This is a genomic window from Streptomyces sp. NBC_00659 (assembly GCF_036226925.1).
Lineage (GTDB): Bacteria > Actinomycetota > Actinomycetes > Streptomycetales > Streptomycetaceae > Streptomyces.
Genome location: NZ_CP109031.1, coordinates 6969323 through 6993899, shown reverse-complemented (window position 1 = coordinate 6993899; position 24577 = coordinate 6969323). Strand labels below are relative to the sequence as shown.

Here is a 24577-nt window from a genome sequence, read left to right as displayed (position 1 = left end):
GGGGCTGATCCTTTCCTTCCCTCTCGCCTACCGGGTTAGCTGACGGGTTCGGAGCAGGAAGGTCTCCTACGGGCCCCCTCCGGAGAGGGCGTCCGATTCACCCCAGGGACTACGTGTGGGTCCCCGGCTCCCCTGACTCGCGTCATGGGGGACTCGGCGATGACTGTCCGGTGCCGCGGGCGCGGCGCACTGCGTGACGAACAGCCGCACTGACGCTAAGCGGGGCAACTTTCGAACAACAAACGGATCACGATTTTTGTAACGCATCCCACAGGGCAGAAGGGTGACCGTCATACGAATACGGACATCTTGGGAGCGGCTTCCGGAAAAAGGAGGGCCCTGACGGCTCTTCAGCCGTCAGGGCCCTCCCGCGTCGCTCGGGCTCTACTCGGCGGCCACCACGGTGACTTCACCGATTCCGAGGGCCCTGACCGGCTCCGCGATCTGCGCCGCGTCGCCCACCAGGACGGTCACCAGACGGTCCGTCGGGAAGGCGCTTACGGCCGCCGCGGTGGCCTCCACGGTGCCGGTGGCGGCCAGTTGCCGGTAGAGCGTCGCCTGATAGTCGTCCGGCAGGTGCTGCTCGACCTGGTCCGCGAGCGTGCTCGCGACCGCCGCGGCCGTCTCGAACTTGAGGGGCGCGACGCCCACCAGGTTCTGCACGGCGACGTCGCGCTCCGCGTCGGTCAGGCCCTCGGCCGCGAGGGTCCGCAGCACCGTCCACAGGTCGTCGAGCGCAGGACCGGTGTTGGGGGTGTCGATCGAGCCGCTGATGGCGAGCATCGCGGCGCCCGTGCCGTCCGGCGCGGAGCGCAGGACCTGTCCGAACGCCCGCACGCCGTAGGTGTAGCCCTTCTCCTCGCGCAGGACGCGGTCCAGGCGCGAGGTGAGGGTGCCGCCGAGGCAGTAGGTGCCGAGGACCTGCGCGGGCCACACGCGGTCGTGCCGGTCGGCGCCGACCCGGCCGATGAGCAGCTGCGTCTGGACGGCGCCGGGGCGGTCGACGATGACCACACGGCCGGTGTCGTCGGCGCTCACCGGCGGCACGGGGCGCGGCTGGGCGGCCGAGCCGGTCCAGGAACCGAGCGTGTCGGCGAGCAGTTCGTCGAGATCGACACCGGTCAGGTCACCGACGACGACGGCGGTGGCCGTGACGGGGCGCACGTGCCTCTCGTAGAACGCGCGAACGGCCGACGAGTCGATGTTCTGGACGGTCTCCTCGGTGCCCTGCCGCGGGCGCGCCATGCGCGCGCTCGCCGGGAACAGCTCCTTGGAGAGCTCCTTGGCGGCACGGCGGGCGGGATTGGCCGTCTCGTGCGGGATCTCGTCCAGCCGGTTGGTCACCAGCCGCTCGACCTCGCTGTCCGCGAACGCGGGGGCCCGCAGCGCGTCGGCGAGCAGGCCGAGGGCCTTGGCCAGGCGCGAGACGGGCACTTCGAGGGACAGGCGCACACCGGGGTGGTCGGCGTGCGCGTCGAGCGTGGCGCCGCAGCGCTCCAGTTCGGCGGCGAAGTCCTCGGCCGAGTGCTTGTCGGTGCCCTCGGAGAAGGCGCGCGCCATGATCGTGGCGATGCCGTCCAGGCCCGTCGGCTCGGCGTCCAGCGGCGCGTCGAGGTTCACCTCGACGGCCACGACCTGCTGGCCGGGGCGATGGCAGCGCAGCACGGTCAGACCGTTGTCCAGGGTGCCCCGCTCGGGGGCGGGGAACGCCCACGGCTTCGGCTGGCCGGCCTGGGGCTGCGGGTGGAAGTCCATGGTGGCGAGCTCGGTCACTTCGCCGCCTCCTCGTCGGTCTCGTCGGCGGAGTCAGCCGCGTCGGCTGCTTCGGCGGTGGTCGGCTCGTAGACGAGCACCGCGCGGTTGTCGGGGCGCAGGCGAGCCTTGGCGGCCTCCCGGACCTCATCCGCCGTGACGTCGAGAACGCGCTGCACGGCGGTCAGGGCGAGCTGCGGGTCGCCGAACAGGACGGCGTACCGGCACAGTTCGTCGGCGCGGCCCGCCACGGTGCCGAGCCGGTCGAGCCATTCGCGCTCCAACTGGGCCTGGGCGCGCTCCATCTCACCGGCCGTGGGGCCCTCCTCGGCGAACCGGGCGAGCTCCTCGTCGACGGCGGCCTCGATGACCGGGACCTCGACGTCGCCGGACGTCTTCACGTCCAGCCATCCCAGGGAGGGTGCTCCGGAGAGCCGCAGCAGGCCGAACCCGGCCGCGACGGCTGTGCGGTCACGGCGTACGAGCCGGTTGTAGAGCCGGGAGGACTCGCCGCCGCCGAGGACGGTGAGCGCCAGGTCGGCCGCGTCGCACGCGCGCGTGCCGTCCTCCGGGAGCCGGTAGGCGGCCATCAGGGCGCGCGCGGGTACGTCCTCCTCGACGACCTCGCGCACCTGCTCGCCGATGATGTCGGGAAGCGATCCGTCCCGCGGAGCAGGCTTGCCGTCGTGCCCGGGGATGGAGCCGAAGTACTTCTCGACCCAGGCGAGCGTCTGCTCCGGGTCGATGTCGCCGACGACCGACAGGACCGCGTTGTTGGGCGCGTAGTTGGTGCGGAAGAACGCGCGGGCGTCCTCCAGGGTGGCCGCGTCCAGGTCCGCCATCGACCCGATCGGGGTGTGGTGGTACGGGTGGCCCTCGGGGTACGAGAGCGCGGTGAGCTTCTCGAAGGCGGTGCCGTACGGCACATTGTCGTAACGCTGCCGGCGCTCGTTCTTCACGACATCGCGCTGGTTCTCCATGGACTCGTCGTCCAGTGCCTCGAGCAGCGACCCCATGCGGTCGGCCTCCAGCCAGAGGGCGAGCTCCAGCTGGTGGGTGGGCATGGTCTCGAAGTAGTTGGTGCGCTCGAAGCTCGTCGTGCCGTTGAGGGAGCCGCCGGCGCCCTGGACGAGTTCGAAGTGACCGTTGCCGTGGACCTGCTTGGAGCCCTGGAACATCAGGTGCTCGAAGAGGTGGGCGAGACCGGTCCGGCCCTTGACCTCGTGGCGCGAGCCGACGTCGTACCAGAGGCACACCGCGGCGACCGGGGTCAGATGGTCCTCGGAGAGCACCACGCGCAGGCCGTTGGCCAGGCGGTGCTCGGTCGCTGTCAGGCCGCCGGAGCCTGCCTCAGCTGTGGCCGTGTGACCCATGGGCATGTACGTCCCTTCGATCGCGGAACTACGTCATTCCTGTCGGTCCTGCCACTGTATGCAAGCGCGCGGACGGCTGGCGAAGTTCCCGCACCTCGTACGCCGAGAGCGAGACTTGTGCGTGTTGCCGACACACCTGGGGAAGCCCACCGGGAACCGCCGCGAACGCGCTCGGGGCCGTCTGGCACCGGGCCGGACGGCCGTCCGGGAGCGGTCCCCGCGAGGCCCGTGCAGCGCGCCGCAGGGGCGCTACGGACGGGTCGCGGTCGGCGTTGTCAGTGGGGCGGTCCACAATGGTGCGCGTCAGAACCCGTTCATGCCCCGGCAGAGACTGTGAAGGAGCCGCAGCAGCGATGGCCCGCCGCAGCACGAAGACCCCGCCGCCCGACGACTCGTACGAGGAGAAGATCCTCGACATCGACGTCGTGGACGAGATGCAGGGCTCCTTCCTCGAATACGCGTACTCGGTCATCTACTCGCGAGCCCTGCCGGACGCCCGCGACGGCCTCAAGCCGGTTCACCGTCGCATCGTCTACCAGATGAACGAGATGGGCCTGCGTCCCGAGCGCGGCTATGTGAAGTGTGCCCGTGTCGTCGGCGAGGTCATGGGTAAACTGCACCCGCACGGCGACGCGTCGATCTACGACGCCCTGGTGCGTCTGGCGCAGCCCTTCTCCATGCGTCTGCCCCTGGTCGACGGCCACGGGAACTTCGGTTCGCTCGGCAACGACGACCCGCCGGCCGCGATGCGTTACACCGAGGCCCGGATGGCCGACGCGACGTCGTTGATGACCGAGTCGATCGACGAGGACACCGTCGACTTCTCGCCCAACTACGACGGCCAGGAGCGGGAGCCGGTGGCCCTTCCGGCCGCCTTCCCGAACCTGCTGGTCAACGGCGCGTCGGGGATCGCCGTCGGCATGGCCACGAACATGCCGCCGCACAACCTCGGCGAGGTCATCGCCGCCGCCCGGCACCTCATCCGCTACCCGGGCGCCGACCTCGAGACGCTGATGAAGCACGTCCCGGGCCCCGACCTGCCCACCGGCGGCCGGATCGTCGGTCTCTCCGGGATCAGGGACGCGTACGAGTCGGGCCGCGGCACCTTCAAGATCCGCGCCACGGTGTCGGTCGAGGACGTCACGGCGCGCCGCAAGGGCATCGTCGTCACGGAACTGCCCTTCACCGTCGGTCCGGAGAAGGTGATCTCCAAGATCAAGGACCTGGTCGGCTCGAAGAAGCTGCAGGGCATCGCCGACGTCAAGGACCTCACCGACCGCGCGCACGGCCTGCGCCTGGTCATCGAGATCAAGAACGGCTTCGTGCCGGAGGCGGTCCTCGAACAGCTCTACAAGCTGACGCCGATGGAGGAGTCCTTCGGCATCAACAACGTGGCACTGGTGGACGGTCAGCCGCTCACCCTGGGCCTCAAGGAGCTGCTGGAGGTCTATCTCGACCACCGCTTCGACGTCGTACGCCGCCGCAGCGAGTTCCGCCGCACCAAGAAGCGCGACCGGCTGCACCTGGTCGAAGGCCTCCTCGTCGCTCTCCTGGACATCGACGAGGTCATCCGCCTCATCCGCTCCAGCGACAACTCGGCGCAGGCCAAGGAACGCCTGATCGAGCACTTCTCGCTCTCCGAGATCCAGACGCAGTACATCCTGGACACGCCGCTGCGCCGGCTCACCCGGTTCGACCGCATCGAGCTGGAGTCGGAGCGCGACCGCCTCAACGGCGAGATCGACGAGCTGACCGGCATCCTGGACTCGGACTCGGAGCTGCGCAAGCTGGTCTCCGGCGAACTGGCCGCGGTGGCCAAGAAGTTCGGCACCGACCGGCGCACGGTTCTCCTGGAGTCCGCGGGAACTCCCGCCGCGACCGTCTCGCTCCAGGTCGCCGACGCCCCGTGCCGCGTCCTGCTGTCCTCCACGGGGCTGCTGGCGCGTACGGCGACCGGTGACCCCTTCGGGGAGGACCCGGACGGCAAGCGCACCAAGCACGACGTGATCGTCTCCGCGGTGCCCGCGACGGCACGCGGCGAGATCGGCGTGGTCACGTCCCTGGGCCGCCTTCTGCGCCTGAACGTGATCGACCTGCCGCAGCTGCCCGAGACGGCGTCGGCGCCCAATCTCTCCGGGGGCGCTCCGATCACGGAGTTCCTGTCCTCCCTCGATCCGGACGAGACGGTGATCTGTCTGACGACGCTCGACGAGACGTCGCCGGGCCTCGCGATCGGCACGGAGCAGGGTGTCGTCAAGCGTGTGGTGCCCGACTACCCCTCGAACAAGGAGGAGTTGGAGGTCATCACCCTCAAGGACGGCGACCGGATCGTCGGCGCCGTCGAGCTGCGCACCGGCGAGGAGGACCTGGTCTTCATCGCTGACGATGCCCAGCTGCTGCGCTACCAGGCCTCGCAGGTACGCCCACAGGGCCGTGCCGCGGGCGGCATGGCGGGCATCAAGCTGACGGACGGCGCGAAGGTGATCTCGTTCAACGCGGTGGACCCGGCGGTAGACGCCGTGGTCTTCACGGTGGCGGGTTCGCGCGGAACACTGGACGACTCCGTCCAGACCACGGCGAAGCTGACTCCCTTCGACCAGTATCCGCGCAAGGGCCGTGCCACCGGCGGTGTGCGCTGCCAGCGGTTCCTGAAGGGCGAGGACTGCCTGTCGCTGGCCTGGGCCGGCCCGGTGCCGGGACGCGCGGCGCAGAAGACCGGTATGCCCGTCGACCTGCCGGAGATCGACCCGCGCCGTGACGGCTCGGGCATCTCGCTCGGCAAGCCGGTTTCGGTGGTGGCGGGCCCGGTGTAGTGCGCGGTCAGCCCTCCGGGCTGGGCTCCTGTACGTAGCGGAGGACGCCCCACATGCTGTGTTCGTCGGCATGCGGGGCGTCCTCTTTGCATGCCTCCAGCTCCTTGGCCAGCGCCACCGTGTCGATCCCGGAGCCGATGAGGACGAGCTGGGTGAGCCGCTCGTCCGCGTCGGTCCAGGGCTCCGGATAGAAGCGCAGGAACCGCCCGACGGCATGCACGGCGTACCGGTTGCGAATGTCCTGGACGCCGAAGTCGACGTACCCCTTGATCCGGTAGAGCCCCTCGGGCCGGCTGTCGAGGAAAGCCATCAACTGCCGTGGCCCCAGAGGCGCTGCGGAGCTGAAGGAGAGGGATTCGTAGGCGGAGTGGAGGTGACCGAGGTGGCCGTGATCCTCATGACCGCCCTCTCCCGGACCGTCCGCCTCGCCGTCGCCCTCGTCGTGCCGGTGGAGATCGTCGAAGGACAGCTGTCCGATGCGCTCCTCGCTGGGCCTGCAGTCGAAGAGGAACTCAGGATCGACTCGGCCGTAGGTGGCGGGGACGACCGCGGCACGGTCGGTGAGCTCCCGGACGACACCCAGTACACGTCCGGCGTCCTCGGCCCGGTCGGTCTTGTTGACGACGACGAGATCGGCGAGAGCGAGGTGCCGGTCGATCTCGGGATGCCTCTCGCGCGTGCCGGCGAACTCGGCGGCGTCGACGACCTCGACGAGCCCGCCGTACACGATCCCGGGGTGCTCGCTGGCGAGCACCATGCGTACGAGTTCCTGGGGCTCGGCGAGCCCGCTCGCCTCGATGACGATGACGTCGATCCGGGCGGAGGGTTGAGCGAGCCTGTCCAGATATTGATCAAGTTCACTGACATCGACCGCACAGCACAGACACCCGTTGCCGAGCGAGACGGTGGAGTCGCCGAGCGCTCCGGCCACGGCCATCGCGTCGATCTCGATCGCGCCGAAGTCGTTGACGACGGCTCCGATGCGACTGCCACCGCTGCGGTGCAGGAGATGGTTGAGCAGTGTGGTCTTGCCGGAACCCAGGAAGCCGGCGAGAACGATGACCGGGATCTGGCGGGTACTCGACCGACTCACCACGCGCCCTTTCTGAAGCTGTGCGTACACCGGCTGACGGGACCGGCGCTCACACGGGGAATGAATGCCGACCCAGCATACGAGTGGGGGGAATCGCCCCGAAGTGAACGATTGTTAGCGGCGCTCGCGGGGCACACGTTGGACATGGCGCCGGTGGATGAGACCCGCACATCCCTCCGTGCGCCTCTTCTCCGCCTCCCCGCCGATCAGAGCCGCTCGGCAACACTGGGAGACGGCAAGCGCGCCGCCCACCGCTCGCCGGTCCGCTCCCTGTCGCCCCACAACCGACGACCGGCGGACGGTCGCCTGATTCGGGGGTTGACATGGCCACACTGAAAGTCAAGGTTCACGGGTTGCGCGCCGCCGCCGCGGCGGCGGTCGGCCTGCTCGCGGGGGCCGCCGTCACCCTCGTCGCGCAGCGATCCACGCTTGACGCGCTGCACGCGCGGATCGAACTGCTGGAGCAGGCCGCCCAGACCCAGCGACAGGCCAATCTCGCGCACCAGCAGCGACTCCACTGGGAGCTGCTGAGCAAGGCCATGGACGATCCCGAGCTGGCGGAGGTCCTGGACGCGTACGACGGGACCGTGTCCCCGAGGAAACAGCGCCAGTTCCTGTTCAGTAACGCCTTGTACACCAACGCGCTCTGCTATTACCGGATGGGCAACATGACCCGGGAGGAATTCTTCGGCTTTGCCCGCGGATGGCTCCAAAACCCGATCTTTCGCGAGTACTGGTACGCAACACGCCCTCATCGGGCAACCCTGATCAGCACATCAGAAGAAGCTCAAATCGGACTCATGGTCGAAGATCTGCTCGCGCAGCTCGAGGAGGCGGACGCGGACGAGTGGTGGGTGGTGGGTGAACCACCCGGCGAGTAGCGCCTTTCGTTTGTCGCGCTCCGGCGCAAACCCGTTCACCCACGCCACCCTGCCGAGCGAATCACACGGTCGGGCGATAACGAACCAGTAAACCTGCGCGTTTCCCCAGATGCCAACAGGGTTGAATACTGCGCAATCACGTATCGGGCCGATCCCCACCGAAAGTCGCTCCAGCCGCCGGACCGAGGTCGCGGCCCCACAGGGCCGCATCGCGCCGCGCAGCAACAGCGCGCAGGCCATCCCACCTCGAGACCAAAGGAAGACCGAGAACAGTGAGTCACATCATCCGTCGGATCGGCACTCCCCCCACCATGCGGGGAAGTTCTTCTGGTGCTAATTGCCCGGACATTTTCGAACTGTCCGACGGTACGTTCGCTGTGATCGGAACAGATGTCACCGAGAAGCTAGACGCCGAACTGCCCTTCGACGCTTCCCGCGCAGACTACGAGCGCATCGTCGTAGTCTCCCGCGAAACCCTCATTCACGCGAAGGCGGATATTCCCGACGCATAGGCGGCTGAACACCACACTCTCACTCGAGCATCGGCACAACCCACACGTCGTCGTGCGTTCGCTTCGCCCTTGGTAGCCCGGTTCCGCATGCCACTCCTGCGTGGTGGGCGCTCACGGGACGATCCACACCTTGACCTCACGATCACCGCACGAAAGGCTCAAGACAATGACTACTGTCATCCGTCGGATTGGTGCCCCTCCCCGTGCACGAGGCAGCGCATCAGGTCAGTCCTGTCCCGACATCTTCGAGCTGAGCGACGGCAGTTTCGCCGTCATCGGGCGCGATGCAACCCTGGAGCTCGAGCCAGAGCTCCCGTCCGATGCCGCACGAGCCGACTACGAGCGGATCGTGGTCATCACACGCGAGACACTCCTGCGGGCCAAGGACGACATTCCCCCGGCCTAGCGGAGGCGTTTTCGGAGCAACCTCCACCCGGGCTCGGCAACAGCTTGTTGCCGAGCCCGTTTCGATCTCCGGTCGGCTCGGTCTCTGGTCAGCCGCGAGCAGGCACCGCCACCGGCGGAACCGGACCCACATAGCGAGCCGCCGGGCGGATGATCTTCGAGTCTTCCGACTGCTCCATGATGTTCGCGCTCCAGCCGACCACGCGGGCGGCGGCGAAGGTGGGTGTGAACATCTCTCGGGGCAGCCCACAGAGTTCCATGACCACACCGGCGTAGAACTCCACGTTGGTGTGCAGCTCCCGGCCCGGCTTGAGTTCGGCCAAAATCGCTTCCACCTGTCGCTCCACCTCGACCGCGAACTCCACGAGCGGGCCACCGAACTCCTGAGCCATCCCTCGGAGCATCCGCGAGCGCGGGTCCTCGGTGCGGTAGACGGGGTGTCCGAAGCCCATGATGCGCTCGCCGGCGAGGACACGTTCGCGGATCCAGGGGTCGATGCGGTCGGGCGTCCCGATCGCGTCGAGGGTGTCCAGCGCTCGGCTGGGAGCGCCTCCGTGGAGAGGACCGGAGAGAGCCCCGACCGCGCCCACGAGGCAGGCCGCCACATCCGCGCCGGTGGAAGCGATCACCCGTGCCGTGAACGTTGATGCATTGAATCCGTGGTCAATGGTTGAGATGAGGTATTGCTCGACCGCTCGAGCGCGGGCTGCGTCCGGCTCCGAACCCGTCAACATGTACAGGTAGTTGGCGGCGTATCCCAGATCCTCGCGCGGCTCCACCGGGTCCAGTCCCTGCCCGATCCGGTACAGCGCGGTGAGCAGTGTGGGCACGGCGGCCGTCGCCGCGAGGCCGTCGTCGCGGCGCCGCCCGGCGTCGATGTCGTACACCGGCCGGAAGCCCAGGGAGGCCCCGAGCAGCGACAACGCGGTGCGCAGCCCGGCGAGGGGGCCCGACGGTCCGGTCGCCGCCGCGATCGCGGGCAGCGCGTCGCGCACGTCGTCCGGCAGTCTGCGCAACCGCGCGGTCCGCGCGGTGAAGGCGGCACGGCGGGGCTCGTCGGGCAGCTCACCGTGGGCCAGCAGGTGCCAGACCTCCTCGAAGCCGCACGCCTGCGCGAGGTCGACGGCCGAGTACTGGCGGTAGTGATAGAAGCCCTCCAACCCCCTGACGTCACCCAGTTCGGTGTCGGTGACGACTACGCCGGCGAGACCTCGTGGAACATCGGCAGATACGACGGCAGAGGTGGACGCGGCTTGGCTGATCGGCATGTTTCCTCCCTGGACTTGATTCGACTGTCCATGCTTGACTCTATAACTGTCAATATTGATCCAATCAATATGCTGATCCACAGATACGGTGGCGCTCATGAGGGATCGAGAAGCGGCAGTACCTGCGCACGAGGGCCGGCGGCTCAGCACCAAGGAGACCGCCGAACTGCTCGGCGTGAAGCCGGAGACCGTGTACGCGTATGTGAGCCGGGGTCAGCTCAGCAGCAGGCGGGAGCAGGGAGGGCGCGGGAGCACGTTCGACCCCAAGGAGGTCGAGGCCCTCGCGCGGCGCAACAGACGCGAAGGCGGCGGCAGTTCGAGCAGTGGCGGCGAGCTCTCCGTCCGCACCCGCATCACGTTGATCGACAAGGACCGGTACTACTTCCGGGGCGTCGACGCGACGGAACTGGCCGCGCGGTACTCCTACGAGGAGATCGCCGAATGGCTGTGGACCGGCGAACTGCGCCCCGGCGTCACGTTCACGGCCCCGGAGGCAGCCGTGACCGCCGCCCGACGCGGCGTCGAAGCGCTGCCCGAGCACAGCGGCCCGACCGACCGGCTGCGCGTCGCGGCGATCGCCGCGGCGGCCGCCGACCCGCTGCGCTTCGACCTCTCCGAGAACGCCGTACTCGGCACCGGACGCACCCTCATTCCCACCCTCGTCGCCGCGCTTCCGACCGTGCGGCTCGACCACCGCGACGAAGGCCCGCTGGCCCGTCGGCTGTGGGCACGGCTCAGCGGGCGCGAACCCGACGACGCGTCGGTGCGGGTGCTGGACACGGCACTCGGGCTGCTCGTCGACCACGACCTGGCAGCCTCGACGCTGGCGGTCCGGGTCGCGGCGTCGGCGCGCGCCCACGCGTACGCGGCCGTGTCGGCGGGCCTCGGCGTCCTCGAAGGGCCCCTGCACGGGGCGGCCAGCGGGCTCGCTCACCGACTGCTGCTGGACGTCCTGGACCAGGGCACCGCCGCTCCCGTGGTCGCCGACGAACTGCGCGCAGGGCGCCGTGTCCCCGGACTCGGCCATCGGCTCTACCCCGGCGAAGACCCACGCGCGCGTGCCCTGTTCGCCCTCCTGGAAGAGGTGCCCGGCGCGGCACCCGCACTGGAGGCGGCCCATGACGTGGTGACCACCACGGCCCGGCACACCCCTCTGCACGCCAATGTCGATCTGGCGCTGGCCGTCTTCACCGTCTCGTCCGGGATGCCGGCCGCTGCGGGAGAGACGATCTTCGCTGTCGCACGGACGGCCGGCTGGATCGCCCACACCCTGGAGGAGTACGCGGAGCGCCCGTTGCGCATGCGGCCGAGCGGCCACTACGTGGGCGAGCGGCCGCCCCAGCCCCTCCCCCGCCGGAGCTAGACAGCGCGCGCCGGGCGCGCATAGAGGGTCTTTGCACCCCCTCCGAGCGCCGCCTCCCCGCCCGCGCTTCCGTACGCCTCGCCACGCGACCGGACCACCCCTGGGGCGCCCCCTGCGGACGGCGGGAAGTCACCCCGGGCGAAGTCAGGTTAGGCTCACCTCTGTGAGTACGTGCACGACCGCGTCACGGCAGCTCGACGAGCCGATTTCCGGAACCGCGGCCACTGCGAGGACATGGCTGCTCATCGAGCAGTCCGGCCCCTGGGGTGCCAAGGCGCTCACTTCGAGCCACCTGGATCCCACGCTCGGCCGCGCCCTCGAAGCGGCCGCGCAGGGCACAGGGGTACGGATCGCCCTGATCCGGCGTCCCGGGCGCCATGCCGACTGCGGCTCTCCCGCTGATCGGCATGTGTACGTGGCCCACACCACTCCGGGAAACGTATGGCTGCACAGCGCCATGACGCACGACCCCGGACACCTGCTCGACCTCGACTTCGCCGCGCTCGGCGCGGGCGATCCGCGCTCCTTCGAAGAGGTTCTCCAAGGGCGGCCCCATACCGGCGATCCGCTGGCCCTCGTCTGCACCAACGGCAAGCGCGACCGCTGCTGCGCCCTGCTCGGACGCCCGCTGGCGGCGGAACTGGCCGCCTCCGGCGTCGGCGGCACCTGGGAGGTCACCCATCTGGGGGGTCATCGCTTCTCCCCCACCGTGCTGATCCTTCCGTACGGGTACGCGTACGGCCGTGCCGAGGCCCATGCCGTCAAGGAGATCCTCCAAGGCGTCCGGGAGGGCCGGGTCGTCACCGAGGGGTGTCGCGGGAACTCCGCCTGGGAACGCCCCGGCCAGGCGGCCGAGCTGGCCGTACGGACGGCGTCGGGGGAGCACGCCGCCGATGTCCTGACGGTGATCCGCACGGACGGCACCGCGCCGCGCTGGGAGGTGACCGTCGCCCACTCCGACGGCCGCCTGTGGCGGGTCGTCGTGGCGCGGGGCGCCTCTCTGCCGCCTCGCCCGGAAAGCTGCGGCTCGGCACTCGGTTCACCGGCGCGGATGGACGTGGTGGCTGTACGGCAACTGGAGGAGACGGCTGTCGCCGTGGCCTGCTGACGACCCGGGCCCCTGGGGCCTGTGTGACGTCGTGATCAATCTTGCCGATCCGGATCCGTCTGGAAGGCGGATCCGGTAGGAAGGCGATCGTGACGCGCAGGCAACTCACCGACGAGCAATGGAAGTCGATCGAGCCGTTTCTGCCGATAGGCGAGTACGGCCCGTACCCTGAGCGGCTGCGTGAGCAGTTCGAGGGGGTGATCTGGCGGTTCCGTACCAGTAGTCAGTGGCGGGAGATGCCGGGTGAGTTCGGCCCGTGGCCGACGGTCTACGGCCGCTTCCGGGTCTGGAGGGACGCCGGCGTTTTCACCGCACTGCTGGAAGGCGTGATCGCTGAGGCCGCCCGTCAGGGGAAGACGGACTTGTCCCTGGTCAGTGTGGACTCCACCACCGCCCGCGCCCACCACGACGCCGCCGGGATGCGCATCGGCAGGGAGGTCATGGATGCTCTTGAGGAAGCCGCCGCCGACCGGGAACGGGCCCGGCAAAAGGGGGCGGCCCGCCGGAACAGAACGGACAGGGCGGAAGGGACGCCCCCGGTCGGGAAGAACGCCGGCACATCAGACGACGGCGCAGGCTCCGCCTGAAGGAAGCCCTGCTCGGCAGGTCCCGTGGCGGGCTAAGAACTCCTAACGAAATGATCTACGAGGTGGTTGGATCACTCCGGGACCGATGACGTCACCTCAGCAAGACTGACGTTCTAATGTGGCCGTCGACCGAAGGAGGCGGCACATGGCTGACGTCATGGATCTGATCTGCTACCCCATCAAGGGATGCGCAGGCACTTCGATGAGCGATGCGCTCCTCACGCCGGCGGGCCTCGCGCACGACCGCAGCTTCATGGTCATCAGCGAGGACGGGGTCTACCGAACCCAGCGCCGCCACCCGCGCCTCGCCCTGATCCGGCCCGCCGTCAGCGCCGACGGCACTCGACTCACGCTCGACTCGGCCGACAGCACAGGCCGTTACGGCACGGTGCGCCTCGACGTGACCACGTCCGCGCCGCGCCGCGACATCGATCTGTTCGGCGCCGCCTTCCAGGGGATTGACCAGGGTGACGACGTCGCTGCCTGGCTCTCGGAGGTCCTCGGCACCTCCAGCCGTCTGGTCCGCGTGCCGCCGGAGCACGACCGGGTCGCCGACGGCCTGACCCCTGGCCCCTCCGGTTATGCCGACAGCAGCGCCGTGCACCTGCTGTCCCGCGCCTCCCTCACTCTCCTCAACCGGCGGATGGCCGAGCGTGGCGCCCCGCCCCTGTCGATGAACCGCTTTCGCCCGAACATCGTCGTCGACAGCCGCGACGGTCACGGTCATGACAGTGACGGCGGCGACTGGGCAGCCGTACCGCACGCCGAGGACCGCGCACGCCGCATCACCATCGGCGGGGCCGAGTTGGGCTATGCCAAACTCGCGGTGCGCTGTGCGGTCACTCTGGTTGAGCAGGAGGTCGGAGCGCGGCGGGGGCGGGAGCCCCTGCGCACGCTCGCGGGCTACCGGCGAGCGGCGAGCGGGGGCGTAGTGTTCGGCGCGAAGTTCTCCGTGATACGGCCGGGGAAGCTGTCGGTCGGCGACGAGGTGGTCGTCCAGGAGTGGGGCGACGCCGAACTGTAAGAACACCTAGTGCGATGACTTCAGGCGCCGCCAGCAGATCAGTGCGCACCCAAGGGTGAGGAAGGCTTCGTGGATGTCGTCGCGGATCTCCCAGCGGATCCGCAGGCGGCGGAACCAGTGCAGGTGGGCGAACGCGCGTTCCACGACCCAGCGTTGGGTGCCCAGGCCGGAGCCGTGCTCGGTGCCGCGGCGGGCGATCAGCGGCTTCACGCCGAGGTCCCGGACCAGTCGGCGGTACTTGTCGTGGTCGTAGCCGCGGTCGCCCAGCACAACGTCCGGGCGGCGGCGGGGCCGCCCGCGCTTGCCCCGCACGGCCTGGAGCAGCGGGATCAACTGCGTGACGTCGTTGCGGTTGCCGCCGGTCAGGGTAGCGGCGAGCGGGATGCCGGTGGCATCGGTGATCAAATGGTGCTTGCTGCCCGCCCTGCCCCGGTCGACAGGGCTTCGTCCCGTCTTGGGCCCCCTTTAACGCCCGGATGTGGGAGCCGTCGACCGCCGCCCTGGAGAAGTCCAGGGCGTTCGCACCGCGCAGCTCGGCCAGAAGAACCTCGTGCAGCCGGGGCCACACCCCGGCCTTGGTCCACTCGGCCAGGCGGCGCCAGCAGGTCATCCCCGAGCCGAAGCCGAGTTCCTGCGGCAGGTGCTCCCAGGCGATCCCGGTGTGCAGCACGAACAGGATGCCCTGGAACACCAGCCGGTCCGGATGCCGCTTGCGTCCCGGATGCCGGCTCCGCCGCTCGACCCTGGGCAGCAGCGGCTCGATCACCGCCCACAGTTCGTCGTCAACTTCCCACGGCTTCGGCCGAGCCACCCGCACCCCCAGATCACCAGTCCCGGAGTGATCCAACCACCCCGAAGATCATTTCGTTAGGAGTTCTAAGCTTCGCTTTTATCCGTGTGCTCTGGTCGTGCATGGTTGGTTGCTCGGTAGCCGGGACGTGGAACGGCCATCGCGGGACTCTCCAGGTAGGTGAAGACCAGGGGAGGGTGCGATGGCCGTCGCTGTCAGTGTGCTCGGGGCGGGGGTGGGCCGCCAGAGCGGGACCAACTTGGCGCGGTTCCGCAGGGGTTGGTACGACTGCCTGGCCCGGCGGGGTGACGCGTTGTTCGAGCTGACGGATGCCCTGCTGGCGGCCGGCCCGGTCATCTCGCTGCCCTACCTGTCACTCGATGGGCTGCACCGCCGCGGCCACGGGAGTACCTATGCGGCCCTGGCTGAAGGCTACGTGGATGCCGAAAAGGTGCGTGAGCTGCTCGCTGCCTCGCTGCCCGGTGCTTCGTGCCCTGTGTTCGCGGTGGACGTGAGCGTGTGGGTCCGCAGCGATGCCGAGTGCTCGCCTGACCGCGGCTACTACTACCACCCCTCCAAGCACTCGGCGGGACAGCCAATCGTTGCCGGCTGGGCCTACTCCTGGCTCGTTGGCCTGGAGCTGACGACGAACTCGTGGACCGCGCCAGTAGATGCCCAGCGGCTGCTGCCGGGGCAGAATCCCAGCACGGTCGCCGCCCTCCAGATCCACGGTCTGCTGCGACGGAGTCCCGAACTTGGCCTCAAGACCCCGCTGTTCGTATTCGACGGCGGCTACGATTCCGTCCGCCTGGCTCTCGAACTCGCCGGAACTGCGGCCCAGATCCTGGTCCGGGTCCGCTCCGACCGGTCGTTCTACGCCGACCCGCCACCCATCAGGGCGACAGGCTCGGGGCGGCCGCGCCGCCACGGCGCGAAGTTCACTTGTCCCGACCCCACCACCTGGCCGGTCCCGGACGCCGTCCACACCTGCGCGGACGAGCAATACGGCGCGGTGAGCGTGCAGATGTGGCACCGCCTGCACGCCAAGACCCAGCAGCACGACGGACACGGCAGCCGAGGCCCTCGCCCCATCGTCCCCGGCACCCTGGTCCGGCTCACCGTCGACCGGCTGCCCGGCCGGAGCCGGGCCCCGAAGACTCTGTGGCTGTGGTGGACAGGCCCCTTTGGCCAGACCCCCGATCCGGACCTGCTCTGGCGGGCCTACACCCGCCGGTTCGACATCGAGCACACCTTCCGGTTCGCCCGCCAGACCCTGAACTGGACTCTGCCCCGGCCCCGCACTCCGGAGCAGGCCGACCGATGGACCTGGCTGGTCATCGCCGCCTACACCCAACTCCGCCTTGCCCGCTCCCTGGTGGCCGACCATCGGCTGCCCTGGGAACAGCCTTTGCCGCAGACCCATCTCACACCCGGCCGCGTCCGCCGACGATTTCGTCACGTTCAGACAGCAGTGGGAACACCGGCCAAGCCGCCACAACCCTGCGGACGCTCCACAGGCCGTCCACAAGGCACCCGACGAGGCCCAGCCACCCGCCACCCCGCAGTCAAAACAGCCGCAAGACCTGCGATCCGACACTCACAGGGATAAAAGCGAAGCTAAGGAGCGGAACACCGTCGAGCGTCTGATCAGCAAGCTGAAAGCCTGGCGGGGCATCGCGACTCGATACGACTGTGAGGATAACGGTGCCGTCTCGGTGGTGGCTTGACCCGCGATACGACTGACTGTCATGTCCTGAGTCTTGATCTGTCGGTCACTGTCCGGGACGGCACTCGCTGTCGCCAGACCGGCGGATGTGTCCCGATAGGGGCCTTCGCGACAGGCACCGTCACAGTCCTGACCACCCTGCCGGCCCGGCAGCAGCCACCAGCTCCGGTTCGATGGCAGGAGACCGATGACCAGTACCAACACGACCCAGCCGATCCGTTTTCAGGACTGCCAGCGTGAGGTCGTCCTGGGGGTCGACACCCACAAGGACGCTCATGTGGCAGCCGTGATCTCGACAACGGGCAAGCTGATCGGCTCCCGGAGCTTTCCTGCCACGGCCGATGGCTACCAGCAACTGCTGGGCTGGGCCCGTTCATCAGGTCTGGTCAGCCGCGCCGGCGTCGAGTGCACCGGTTCCTACGGAGCCGCGCTGAGCCGATTTCTGCGCACCAACGAGCTGACCGTCATCGACGGTGAACCAGCCGGACAAGGCGACACGCCGCCGTCGCGGCAAGACCGACACCATCGATGCCGAAGCTGCAGCCCACGCTGTGCTGTCCGGCCGAGCCACTGCGACAGCCAAGCTCGCCGACGGTCCCGTTGAAGCTCTCCGGCTGTTCAAGATGGCCAAGGACTCCGCGGTCAAAGCCCGCACACAGGCCGTCAACCAGCTCAGAGCCGTACTCGTGACGGCCAGTCCAGAACTGCGAGAACCCCTTGACGGGCTGACCATTCCCAAACTGGTCCGAGCCTGCAAGTCACTGCACAGGTCTATGGCCGGCACGGCCACGGCGGCCGCGGTCTTCACCCTGCGGTTGCTCGCCCGTCGAGTCGAGGAACTCGACGATGAGATCACCGCTCTCAAGCAGCAGATCACCGACATGATCAGGCAGCACGTCCCGCCGCTGCTTGACTGCTACGGCGTAGGCCCGGATACCGCCGCAGCACTGCTCATCGCCACAGGCGACAATCCCGAACGACTCCACAGCGAGGCTTCGTTCGCCTCGCTCTGCGGGGTGAGCCCGGTCGAAGCCTCCTCCGGCAAGACACAGCGCAGAAGGCTCAACCGAGGCGGTGACCGTCAGGCCAACTCGGCTCTCTACACGATCGTCCTTGCTCGACTCCGCTGGGAGACACGCAGCCGCAGCTACGTCGAGCGACGCGTCGCCGAAGGCAAAACCCGACGCGAAGCCATCCGATGCCTGAAACGCTACGTCGCCCGAGAGCTCTACACGACCATCATCCGAGCCCACGCTCGGCCCCGCGACCAGGCCCTCGCAGCTTGACATCCATAGGGGCATCAAGATGCCCGAGAGCTACCTCGCCGGCCTCCACCTCCGCGCCTCGATGATCTGGATCAATGACCTGCTGCAGGCAACCGCCTGATCACGACATCACGCAGGCCCTAGTCGGGGATTCCTGGCATGCCCCATTGGGCGGCTCTGTCGCTGACCTGGGCTTTCGGGCAGATTTGGCGCCATGTGGTGAGGGCCGGGGGACGGCCCGGGCGTCCGAAGAGGAGCTGCCGACCGTGCAGGCCCAGGCGGAGTCTTGCCAGGTCGTGGACGTTGTCGTGGATGAGGAGGACGCGGGCTACGTGGTGGGGGTCGTGTTCGGTGATCTGTCCGCCGACGCGGCGGAGACGGAGTCTGGCAGGGCCGTCGGCTTCGCCCGGGACGATGTGCGCCTCGACCAGACGCCGCCAATCCCACGCCCAGTACGCGATCTCCCCCAGTAGGTAGAGAGCACCTGCGTAGAGGACCCATGTGGCGTCCGAGTCTGCCCACAGCGCCCCGAGGAAGCCGAGGCAGCCGACCGTCACCCCGATGCGCCGGAGCCGCGGAACCATCTGCATGCTCTTGTCGTCCGCGTCCCAGAGCAGGTCTTCGCTGGCAGCCATGCCGCCATCATGGGCTCTGTCCGTCATCGTGGAAAGCCCGGAGTATGCCTCCAAGGACGGCTCGGCCCAGGGGGCTCCGACTCAGACTGTGCTGCGCGTTGGTCCGGTTCCGTGGGCTGCGCGGTGATCCGTTCCAACATCGGGGTCGATGCGGCGGATCGTGGAAGGCCGGCCACAGTGAGCAGGAACCGGCGAACCAGCCGCTGACGGGCGATCCTCTGCAATTGCTTCCCTGTTGAGTTTCTCGAAGGAGACTCCCCAGCTCTCCGCCCAGCAGCCGATTGATCACGACATCACACAGACCATAGTTCCACGGGGCCGGGGTGCGACGCACGAACCGGCCAGAGGTCGTGTCAGGCCCCCACCATCCGACCCGCGGCGCTGTGCTGAACCGACAGCCGCATCATCCATTGATCAAGAGATCCACACCACACTCCCCTCGGAGGGACGCGCACTCCCCCGTACCGTCGTGGCCATGAGCCCCACTCCCCTCGCACGACGACTGCGCCTCGGTCTGCCGCGGCGGGTGTTCGCCCAAGTGCTGCTGATGCAGATCGCGATCGCGGTGGGAGTCGCGGTACTCGCCACCGGGCTGTTCCTGGCCCCGCTGAGCGCACAGCTGGACGACGAGGCCATGCGGCGCGCTCTCGCGATCGCGCAGACCACGGCCGCCCAGCCGCAGATCGCCGTGGACCTCCAGCGGACGGCCCCCTCCAGGACCGGCCCCGTACAGGCCGAGGCCGAGCGGATACGGAAGGCGAGCGGTGCCGAGTACGTCGTCGTGATGGACTTGCGAGGCATCCGCTGGTCGCACAGATCCCCCGCCCAGATCGGCAAACCGGTCTCGACGAGCCCGAAGCAGGCCCTGGCCGGCAGGGATGTCATGGAGATCGACACCGGAACCCTGGGGCGGTCCGCACGGGGCAAGGTGCCGCTGCGCGACGCCGGCGACCGGATCGTCGGCGCGGTGTCGGTGGGTATCAAGTACGACAGTGTGCGGGCCCGGCTGATCGACGCGATCCCGGGACTGTTCGCGTACGCGGGCGGAGCCATGGCCGTCGGCGCGCTGGCCGCGTATCTGATCTCCCGCAGGGTCCAGCGACAGACCCGTGACCTGGCCTTCTCCGATATCGCGGCGCTGCTGGCCGAACGCGAGGCGATGCTGCACGGCATCCGGGAGGGCGTGGTCGCCCTGGACCGCGGCGGTCGCGTACGTCTTCTGAACGACGAGGCGCAGCGGCTCCTCGGGGTCGGCGCCGAGGCCATCGGGCGGCCGCTCGACGACGCGCTCGGCCCGGGCCGTACGACGGATGTGCTGGCGGGACGCGTCACCGGCACGGACCTGCTCACCGTCCGCGGCCAGCGCGTCCTGGTCGCGAACAGGATGCCCACCGAGGACGGCGGAGCTGTCGCCACCTTGCGCGACCGGACCGAACTGGAGCAGCTCGGCCGTGAGCTCGACTCCACGCACGGCCTGATCGACGCTTTGCGCGCACAGGACCATGAGCACGCCAACCGTATGCACACGCTCCTGGGGCTGCTCGAACTGGAGATGTACGACGACGCCGTGGAGTTCATCGGGGAGGTGGTCGGCGACCACAGGGTCACCTCGGAACAGGTCACCGAGAAGATCCACGATCCGCTGCTCGCCGCCCTTCTGGTCGGCAAGGCGACCGTGGCGACCGAGCGTGGAGTGGCACTGTGGGTCTCGGACCGGACGCTGCTGCCGGACCGGCTGGTCGACCCGCGTGGGCTCGTCACCGTCGTCGGCAACCTGGTCGACAACGCGCTCGACGCCGTCGCGGGCACACCGCACGCGCGCGTGGAGGTCGAATTGCGCGCCGAGGGGCGGACCGCCGTGCTGCGGATACGGGACACCGGGCCCGGCATCCCTGAGGAGCGGCGGGAGTTGATCTTCACGGACGGCTGGAGCACCAAGCAGCCGCCCGCACACGGCAAGCGTGGAATCGGCCTCTCGCTGGTGCGGCGCCTCGCCGAGCGGCAGGGCGGCAGCGCGAAGGTGGCCGACGCGGACGGCGGCGGCGCGGAGTTCGTCGTCGTCCTGCCGGAGGCGCTGACCGACCCGTCGCTCGCGCAGAAGGACGCCACCGAAAACACCGGGACCACCGGGACCACCTGGAGTGCCGAGAACACAGGGACCGACCGGAGCACCGGGTACCCCTACGGGGAGTCGTGATGATCCACGTCCTGGTCGTGGACGACGACACGCGGGTCGCCCGCGTCAACGCCGCCTACGTCGAGAGGGTGCCGGGCTTCCGTGTCGTGGGGCAGGCGCACAGCGCGGCCGAGGCGCTGCGCCGCATGGAGGAAGTTCCGCACCCGGACCTCGTCCTCATGGACCATCACCTGCCGGACGAGACAGGTCTCGCGGTCGTCCAGGAGATGCGCCGACGCGGGCATCAGATCGATGTGATCATGGTGACCGCCGCACGTGACCTCGCGACCGTCCGTGCGGCGTTGCGACAGGGCGTGCTCCAGTACCTGGTCAAGCCGTTCTCGTTCGCCGGGCTGCGCGCCAAACTGGAGACTTACGCGGATCTGCGACGCACGCTCGACCGCGGCGGCACGGCCGAGCAGTCCGATGTGGACCTGATCTTCGGGGCCCTCTCGTCAGGCGTCGTGCCCGACCTGCCCAAGGGCCACTCCCCGCCGACGGCCGAACTCGTACGGCGCGCCCTGTTGAACGCGGAGGGCTCGCTGTCGGCCCAGGAGGTCGCGGAGGCGACCGGACTGAGCCGGCAGACCGCCCAGCGTTATCTGAAGCTCCTGGAGCGTACGGGGAAGGCTCGTCTGACCCTCCGATACGGCGACGCGGGCCGCCCGGAGCACCGCTACGCCTGGGTCGCCCACACCTGAGGGACACCCCCGACGAAGCGGGGGAACGGCCGCCCCGTCGCCCGGACGACCGGCGGGGGAGCACGGTCGTACGGGCGGCGGGGCGGCTCCGCGTGTTATCGGCGGCGGGCGGTCAGCCGGCCGCCTTCTTCACGAACTCCGTGGTGTACGTCTTGCTCAGGTCCACATCGGCGTTCCTGATGTTCGGGTTGAACGCCTTGAGGACCTTCTCGACGGTCTCGGGACCGTTCTCGGGCATCACCCCGTCCTCGGTGAACATCGGCAGCGTGCTCTCGATCGCCCCGGCGTACAGCGTCTGGCTGCCCTGCGAGTAGTCGGCGGGCATCTTGGCGGCGATCTCGGAGGCGCTGTGCGCAGCCATCCACCGGAGGGTCTTCACGAAGGCGTTCGCGAGCTTCTGGACCGTCTCCTTGTGACCGTTGACCCAGTCCGTCTGCATGTACAGACTTGACGAGGGGTACGGCCCTCCGAGTGCCTTCTGGGAGCCCTCGGGCGTGCGCATGTCGATGAGTACCTTGCCGAGCTTCTTCTCCATGACCGTGGCGACGGTGGGATCTGTCGTCATGCCGCCGTCGATGGCGCCCTTCTGGAGAGCGGAGACGAACGTCGGGCCGGCACCGACGGCGACCGGCGTGAACTCGCTGACCCGCACACCGTTCTTGACCGCGAGGTACTTCGTGAGGAAGTCGGTCGAGGAGCCGAGTCCGGTGACGCCGAGCTTCCTGCCCTTGAAGTCCTTGGGTGAAGTGATGTCGCCCGCGCGCTTGGCGGAGACGATCTCGACCTCACCGGGAGCGTGTGAGAACTGCACGACGGACTCCACCGCCTTGCCCTTGGTCTGCAGGTCGAGCGTGTGGTCGTAGAAGCCGACAGCTCCCTGCACCTGTCCCGACACGAGGGCGGTCTCGGCCTGGACACCGGCCGGCTCGCTGAGGAGCTCGACGTTCAGACCGGCGTCCTCGAAGTAGCCGAGCCTCTGAGTGAGCATCGCCGGCAGGTAGATGACCTTGTCCAGCCCACCGACCATGATCTTGACGTGCTCCCCCTTGCCGCCACCCCCGCCGCTGCCGGAGTCGGCCGTCGTGCTCGCCGCGTCATTGGCACAGGCGGTGAGCGAGGAGAGAGCGAGGAGACCGGCAGCTGCCAGCGCGGAGTATCTGGCGGTCTTGCGCATGGTGGTTCACGTCCTTGTGAGTGGAGGGGAGGCCGTGCGTACGGCGGGATGGTGCGTACCGGTGAGGCGGGATCGTGCGTACGGGCGGACTCGTACGTGTGCGAGGAAGAGGTCGTACGCGCTTGCCGGGGTGAAGTCAGCGGTCGGATTCCGACGGCTTCCAGCGGAAGATGCGGCGTTCACCGAACGTCAGCAGTCCTTCGGCGAGCAGGGCGACGACGGCGAGGATGACCATCGCCGCGTACACCCCCGCCGCGTTGAAGGTGCCCTGCGACTGGGCGACGAGCAGGCCGATGCCCTTGGTGGCGCCGATGTACTCGCCGACGATCGCGCCGATGAGCGCGAAGCCGAAGCTGACATGGAGGCTGGTGAAGATCCACGAGGTGGCGGACGGTATGACGACCTGCAGCGTCACCCTGCGGTCGCTCGCTCCCAGGATCCGGGCGTTGGCCACCAGGTTCCGGTCGACCTCCCTGGCGCCCTGGAAGGCGTTGAAGAACACCGGGAAGAAGACGAGCACCACGGCCGAGGCGACCTTGGAGGCGGGTCCGAGCCCGAACCAGATCACGAAGATGGGCGCGAGGACGATCCTCGGTATGGAGTTGAGCACTTTGATGTATGGACCAAGGATGTCTGCCAGCAAGGTGATACGCCCCAGGGCGATACCGAAGAGCACACCGGCGACCACACCGATGACCCAGCCGAGCAGCGCCTCGTGAAGCGTGTACCAGATCTGCTCGCCGAGAGAACCGAGCGCGGTCCCGTGCATCACCCAGGTCTGGATCTGTTCCCAGATCTTCGAGGGCATCGAGAAGTTGAACGGGTCGATGACCTCGGCCCGCGAGAGGACCTCCCACAGTCCGAGTACGGCGACTAGGAGCAGCACCCGGGCGGTGCCCACCACGATCCTGCGTCTGCGGGCGGCACGGGCACGGGTGTGCGCACGGCCCGGAGTCCTGGCCGTTTCGACGGCCGGAGCACTGAGAACGTCAGGCGACATCAGCGGCGCCCCTTTCACGGGTGATGCGGACCTCTTCGCCGAGGGACTCCCAGATCTCGCGGTAGATCTCGATGAACCGCGGCTCCAGGCGCACCGATTCGACCTTGCGCGGCCGCGGCAGATCGATGTCGTAGACCTGCTTCACGGTGGCGGGGCCCGCGGTCATCACCACGACCTTGTCGGCGAGCGCGATGGACTCCTCCAAGTCGTGGGTGACGAAGACGACCGAGGCGCCCGTGCCTGCCCACAGCTCGAGCAGTTCGTCGGACATCAGCGCCCGGGTCTGCACGTCGAGCGCCGAGAACGGCTCGTCCATCAGCAGGATCTCGGGGTCGTTGACGAAGGTGGCGGCGAGGGCGACGCGCTTGCGCTGACCACCGGAGAGCTGGTGCGGATAGCGGTCCTCGAAGGCCGCGAGCCCGACCCTGGCGAGCCACTCCCTGGCGCGTTCCCTCGCCTCGGCCTTGGGCACGCCACGGAACCGGGGCCCGGCCATCACGTTGGACAGCACCGTGCGCCAGGGAAAGGTTGCGTCCTGCTGGAAGACGAAACCGACCTTGTCCCCGACGCCGACGACCGGCTCCCCGGCGACCAGGACCTCGCCCTCGGTGGGCTCCTCGAGACCGCTGACCAGGGTCAGCGTCGTGGACTTCCCGCAGCCGGTCGGTCCTACCACCGCCACGAACTCGCCGCGGCCGACGGTCAGGTCAAGGTCCCTGACGGCTGTGTGCAAACCCCCCGACGGGGTCTTGAAGATCTTGCTCGCGCCCCGCAGCTCGATGGCGGGGCTGGTGTCTGTGCTCATGGCCCGGGACGGTAGATGTGGTGCGGGCCACAGCATCAGTCTTGTGGGCGCAAGGAGTTCTTCTGCTCGCAAGGGTCTGTTGTGCTCATTTTGCTCGCGCTACAACAGCGGAGCCGAAACACGGGC

At 68.8% G+C, this 24577-nt stretch carries 19 protein-coding genes, 2 pseudogenes and 1 riboswitch; of the genes and pseudogenes, 12 read left to right on the top strand and 9 right to left on the bottom strand.

The genetic code is table 11. The annotated features are described in order from the left end of the window. Window positions 1-9 precede the first annotated feature (9 nt). Window positions 10-169: riboswitch (cyclic di-AMP (ydaO/yuaA leader) on the bottom strand. Window positions 170-384: 215 nt separating this feature from the next. Continuing rightward, entirely contained in the window at window positions 385-1773 is a 1389-nt protein-coding gene (locus tag OG410_RS30565) for a M16 family metallopeptidase (protein WP_329302033.1), read from the bottom strand. Further along, window positions 1770-3131 (bottom strand): M16 family metallopeptidase, encoded by a 1362-nt coding sequence (locus OG410_RS30560; protein WP_329302032.1) that lies wholly within the window; start codon window positions 3129-3131, stop codon window positions 1770-1772. Before OG410_RS30560 ends, OG410_RS30565 begins: the two co-directional genes overlap by 4 nt. A gap of 347 nt (window positions 3132-3478) precedes the next feature. Between OG410_RS30560 and OG410_RS30555 the strand changes: the two genes are divergently transcribed. After that, a complete protein-coding gene (locus OG410_RS30555) occupies window positions 3479-5938 on the top strand; it encodes a DNA gyrase/topoisomerase IV subunit A (protein ID WP_329302031.1) in 2460 nt (819 codons plus the stop codon). A 7-nt stretch (window positions 5939-5945) separates the two neighbouring features. Here the strand turns inward: OG410_RS30555 and OG410_RS30550 are convergent, their stop codons facing one another. Continuing rightward, window positions 5946-7031 carry a CobW family GTP-binding protein gene (locus OG410_RS30550; protein WP_329302030.1) on the bottom strand — a complete coding sequence of 362 codons (1086 nt, stop codon included), beginning with the start codon at window positions 7029-7031 and terminating at the stop codon, window positions 5946-5948. A 323-nt stretch (window positions 7032-7354) separates the two neighbouring features. Here OG410_RS30550 and OG410_RS30545 point away from each other — a divergent pair, with 323 nt between their 5' ends. The 3 genes from OG410_RS30545 to OG410_RS30535 all read left to right on the top strand — a co-directional run bounded on the left by OG410_RS30545 (window position 7355) and on the right by OG410_RS30535 (window position 8830). Beyond that, window positions 7355-7912 (top strand): DUF6082 family protein, encoded by a 558-nt coding sequence (locus OG410_RS30545; RefSeq protein WP_329302029.1) that lies wholly within the window; start codon window positions 7355-7357, stop codon window positions 7910-7912. Between the two features lie 311 nt (window positions 7913-8223). Continuing rightward, window positions 8224-8424, top strand: coding sequence for a hypothetical protein (locus OG410_RS30540; RefSeq protein ID WP_329304300.1), 201 nt, complete (start codon window positions 8224-8226; stop codon window positions 8422-8424). 166 nt (window positions 8425-8590) lie between these two features. Next, window positions 8591-8830: a hypothetical protein gene (locus tag OG410_RS30535; RefSeq protein WP_328671941.1), complete on the top strand. Its 240-nt coding sequence runs from the start codon at window positions 8591-8593 to the stop codon at window positions 8828-8830. Window positions 8831-8918: 88 nt separating this feature from the next. On the opposite strand, the gene OG410_RS30530 is transcribed toward OG410_RS30535, so the two are convergent. Next, window positions 8919-10097: a citrate synthase/methylcitrate synthase gene (locus OG410_RS30530; protein ID WP_329302028.1), complete on the bottom strand. Its 1179-nt coding sequence runs from the start codon at window positions 10095-10097 to the stop codon at window positions 8919-8921. A gap of 97 nt (window positions 10098-10194) precedes the next feature. Between OG410_RS30530 and OG410_RS30525 the strand changes: the two genes are divergently transcribed. The 4 genes and pseudogenes from OG410_RS30525 to OG410_RS30510 all read left to right on the top strand — a co-directional run bounded on the left by OG410_RS30525 (window position 10195) and on the right by OG410_RS30510 (window position 14179). Then, on the top strand, window positions 10195-11460 hold the full coding sequence (locus OG410_RS30525; protein WP_329302027.1) for a citrate synthase: 1266 nt from the start codon (window positions 10195-10197) through the stop codon (window positions 11458-11460). Window positions 11461-11623: 163 nt separating this feature from the next. Continuing rightward, window positions 11624-12568, top strand: a complete 945-nt coding sequence (locus tag OG410_RS30520; RefSeq protein ID WP_329302026.1) for a sucrase ferredoxin — start codon at window positions 11624-11626, stop codon at window positions 12566-12568. An 89-nt stretch (window positions 12569-12657) separates the two neighbouring features. Then, a pseudogene (locus OG410_RS30515) lies at window positions 12658-13190 on the top strand (transposase); the annotation flags it as partial. A 110-nt stretch (window positions 13191-13300) separates the two neighbouring features. Next, the gene (locus OG410_RS30510; protein ID WP_326789549.1) at window positions 13301-14179 is read left to right on the top strand and encodes an MOSC domain-containing protein; all 879 of its coding nucleotides are present in this window, start codon (window positions 13301-13303) and stop codon (window positions 14177-14179) included. 6 nt (window positions 14180-14185) lie between these two features. On the opposite strand, the gene OG410_RS30505 is transcribed toward OG410_RS30510, so the two are convergent. Beyond that, window positions 14186-14990, bottom strand: a protein-coding gene (locus tag OG410_RS30505; RefSeq protein WP_443063814.1) for an IS5 family transposase whose coding sequence is annotated in 2 segments (ribosomal slippage) — window positions 14186-14633 and window positions 14632-14990 — 807 coding nt in all. Because the reading frame shifts where the segments join, the coding sequence is not laid out codon by codon here. A gap of 181 nt (window positions 14991-15171) precedes the next feature. On the opposite strand from OG410_RS30505, the gene OG410_RS30500 reads away from it, so the two are divergent. Together OG410_RS30500 and OG410_RS30490 are read left to right on the top strand one after the other, a co-directional pair. Continuing rightward, on the top strand, window positions 15172-16578 hold the full coding sequence (locus OG410_RS30500) for an NF041680 family putative transposase (protein ID WP_329302024.1): 1407 nt from the start codon (window positions 15172-15174) through the stop codon (window positions 16576-16578). 304 nt (window positions 16579-16882) lie between these two features. Continuing rightward, window positions 16883-17981: pseudogene (locus OG410_RS30490) on the top strand (IS110 family transposase). A gap of 119 nt (window positions 17982-18100) precedes the next feature. Here the strand turns inward: OG410_RS30490 and OG410_RS30485 are convergent. Further along, window positions 18101-18595 carry a hypothetical protein gene (locus tag OG410_RS30485; protein WP_329302022.1) on the bottom strand — a complete coding sequence of 165 codons (495 nt, stop codon included), beginning with the start codon at window positions 18593-18595 and terminating at the stop codon, window positions 18101-18103. A 475-nt stretch (window positions 18596-19070) separates the two neighbouring features. Here OG410_RS30485 and OG410_RS30480 point away from each other — a divergent pair, with 475 nt between their 5' ends. Then, window positions 19071-20792 (top strand): sensor histidine kinase, encoded by a 1722-nt coding sequence (locus OG410_RS30480; RefSeq protein WP_329302021.1) that lies wholly within the window; start codon window positions 19071-19073, stop codon window positions 20790-20792. Then, window positions 20792-21472, top strand: coding sequence for a response regulator (locus OG410_RS30475; protein ID WP_329302020.1), 681 nt, complete (start codon window positions 20792-20794; stop codon window positions 21470-21472). Before OG410_RS30480 ends, OG410_RS30475 begins: the two co-directional genes overlap by 1 nt. 112 nt (window positions 21473-21584) lie before the next feature. Here OG410_RS30475 and OG410_RS30470 read toward each other — a convergent pair whose 3' ends face one another. The 3 genes from OG410_RS30470 to OG410_RS30460 form a co-directional block, all read right to left on the bottom strand. Beyond that, complete coding sequence (locus OG410_RS30470; RefSeq protein WP_329302019.1) at window positions 21585-22646, bottom strand: ABC transporter substrate-binding protein; 1062 nt, start codon at window positions 22644-22646, stop codon at window positions 21585-21587. Between the two features lie 136 nt (window positions 22647-22782). Beyond that, complete coding sequence (locus OG410_RS30465) at window positions 22783-23646, bottom strand: ABC transporter permease (protein WP_329302018.1); 864 nt, start codon at window positions 23644-23646, stop codon at window positions 22783-22785. Further along, a complete protein-coding gene (locus OG410_RS30460; RefSeq protein WP_329302017.1) occupies window positions 23636-24451 on the bottom strand; it encodes an ABC transporter ATP-binding protein in 816 nt (271 codons plus the stop codon). Before OG410_RS30460 ends, OG410_RS30465 begins: the two co-directional genes overlap by 11 nt. Window positions 24452-24577: the final 126 nt, after the last annotated feature.

Excerpts from the sequence above, each read along its gene's own strand:
- OG410_RS30560 (WP_329302032.1), bottom strand. The coding sequence starts at position 3,131 with ATGCCCATGGGTCACACGGCCACAGCTGAGGCAGGCTCCGGCGGCCTG.
- OG410_RS30555 (WP_329302031.1), top strand. The coding sequence starts at position 3,479 with ATGGCCCGCCGCAGCACGAAGACCCCGCCGCCCGACGACTCGTACGAG.
- OG410_RS30545 (WP_329302029.1), top strand. The coding sequence starts at position 7,355 with ATGGCCACACTGAAAGTCAAGGTTCACGGGTTGCGCGCCGCCGCCGCG.
- OG410_RS30540 (WP_329304300.1), top strand. The coding sequence starts at position 8,224 with ATGCGGGGAAGTTCTTCTGGTGCTAATTGCCCGGACATTTTCGAACTG.
- OG410_RS30535 (WP_328671941.1), top strand. The coding sequence starts at position 8,591 with ATGACTACTGTCATCCGTCGGATTGGTGCCCCTCCCCGTGCACGAGGC.
- OG410_RS30530 (WP_329302028.1), bottom strand. The coding sequence starts at position 10,097 with ATGCCGATCAGCCAAGCCGCGTCCACCTCTGCCGTCGTATCTGCCGAT.
- OG410_RS30525 (WP_329302027.1), top strand. The coding sequence starts at position 10,195 with ATGAGGGATCGAGAAGCGGCAGTACCTGCGCACGAGGGCCGGCGGCTC.
- OG410_RS30510 (WP_326789549.1), top strand. The coding sequence starts at position 13,301 with ATGGCTGACGTCATGGATCTGATCTGCTACCCCATCAAGGGATGCGCA.
- OG410_RS30500 (WP_329302024.1), top strand. The coding sequence starts at position 15,172 with ATGGCCGTCGCTGTCAGTGTGCTCGGGGCGGGGGTGGGCCGCCAGAGC.
- OG410_RS30485 (WP_329302022.1), bottom strand. The coding sequence starts at position 18,595 with ATGGCTGCCAGCGAAGACCTGCTCTGGGACGCGGACGACAAGAGCATG.
- OG410_RS30480 (WP_329302021.1), top strand. The coding sequence starts at position 19,071 with ATGAGCCCCACTCCCCTCGCACGACGACTGCGCCTCGGTCTGCCGCGG.
- OG410_RS30475 (WP_329302020.1), top strand. The coding sequence starts at position 20,792 with ATGATCCACGTCCTGGTCGTGGACGACGACACGCGGGTCGCCCGCGTC.
- OG410_RS30470 (WP_329302019.1), bottom strand. The coding sequence starts at position 22,646 with ATGCGCAAGACCGCCAGATACTCCGCGCTGGCAGCTGCCGGTCTCCTC.
- OG410_RS30465 (WP_329302018.1), bottom strand. The coding sequence starts at position 23,646 with ATGTCGCCTGACGTTCTCAGTGCTCCGGCCGTCGAAACGGCCAGGACT.
- OG410_RS30460 (WP_329302017.1), bottom strand. The coding sequence starts at position 24,451 with ATGAGCACAGACACCAGCCCCGCCATCGAGCTGCGGGGCGCGAGCAAG.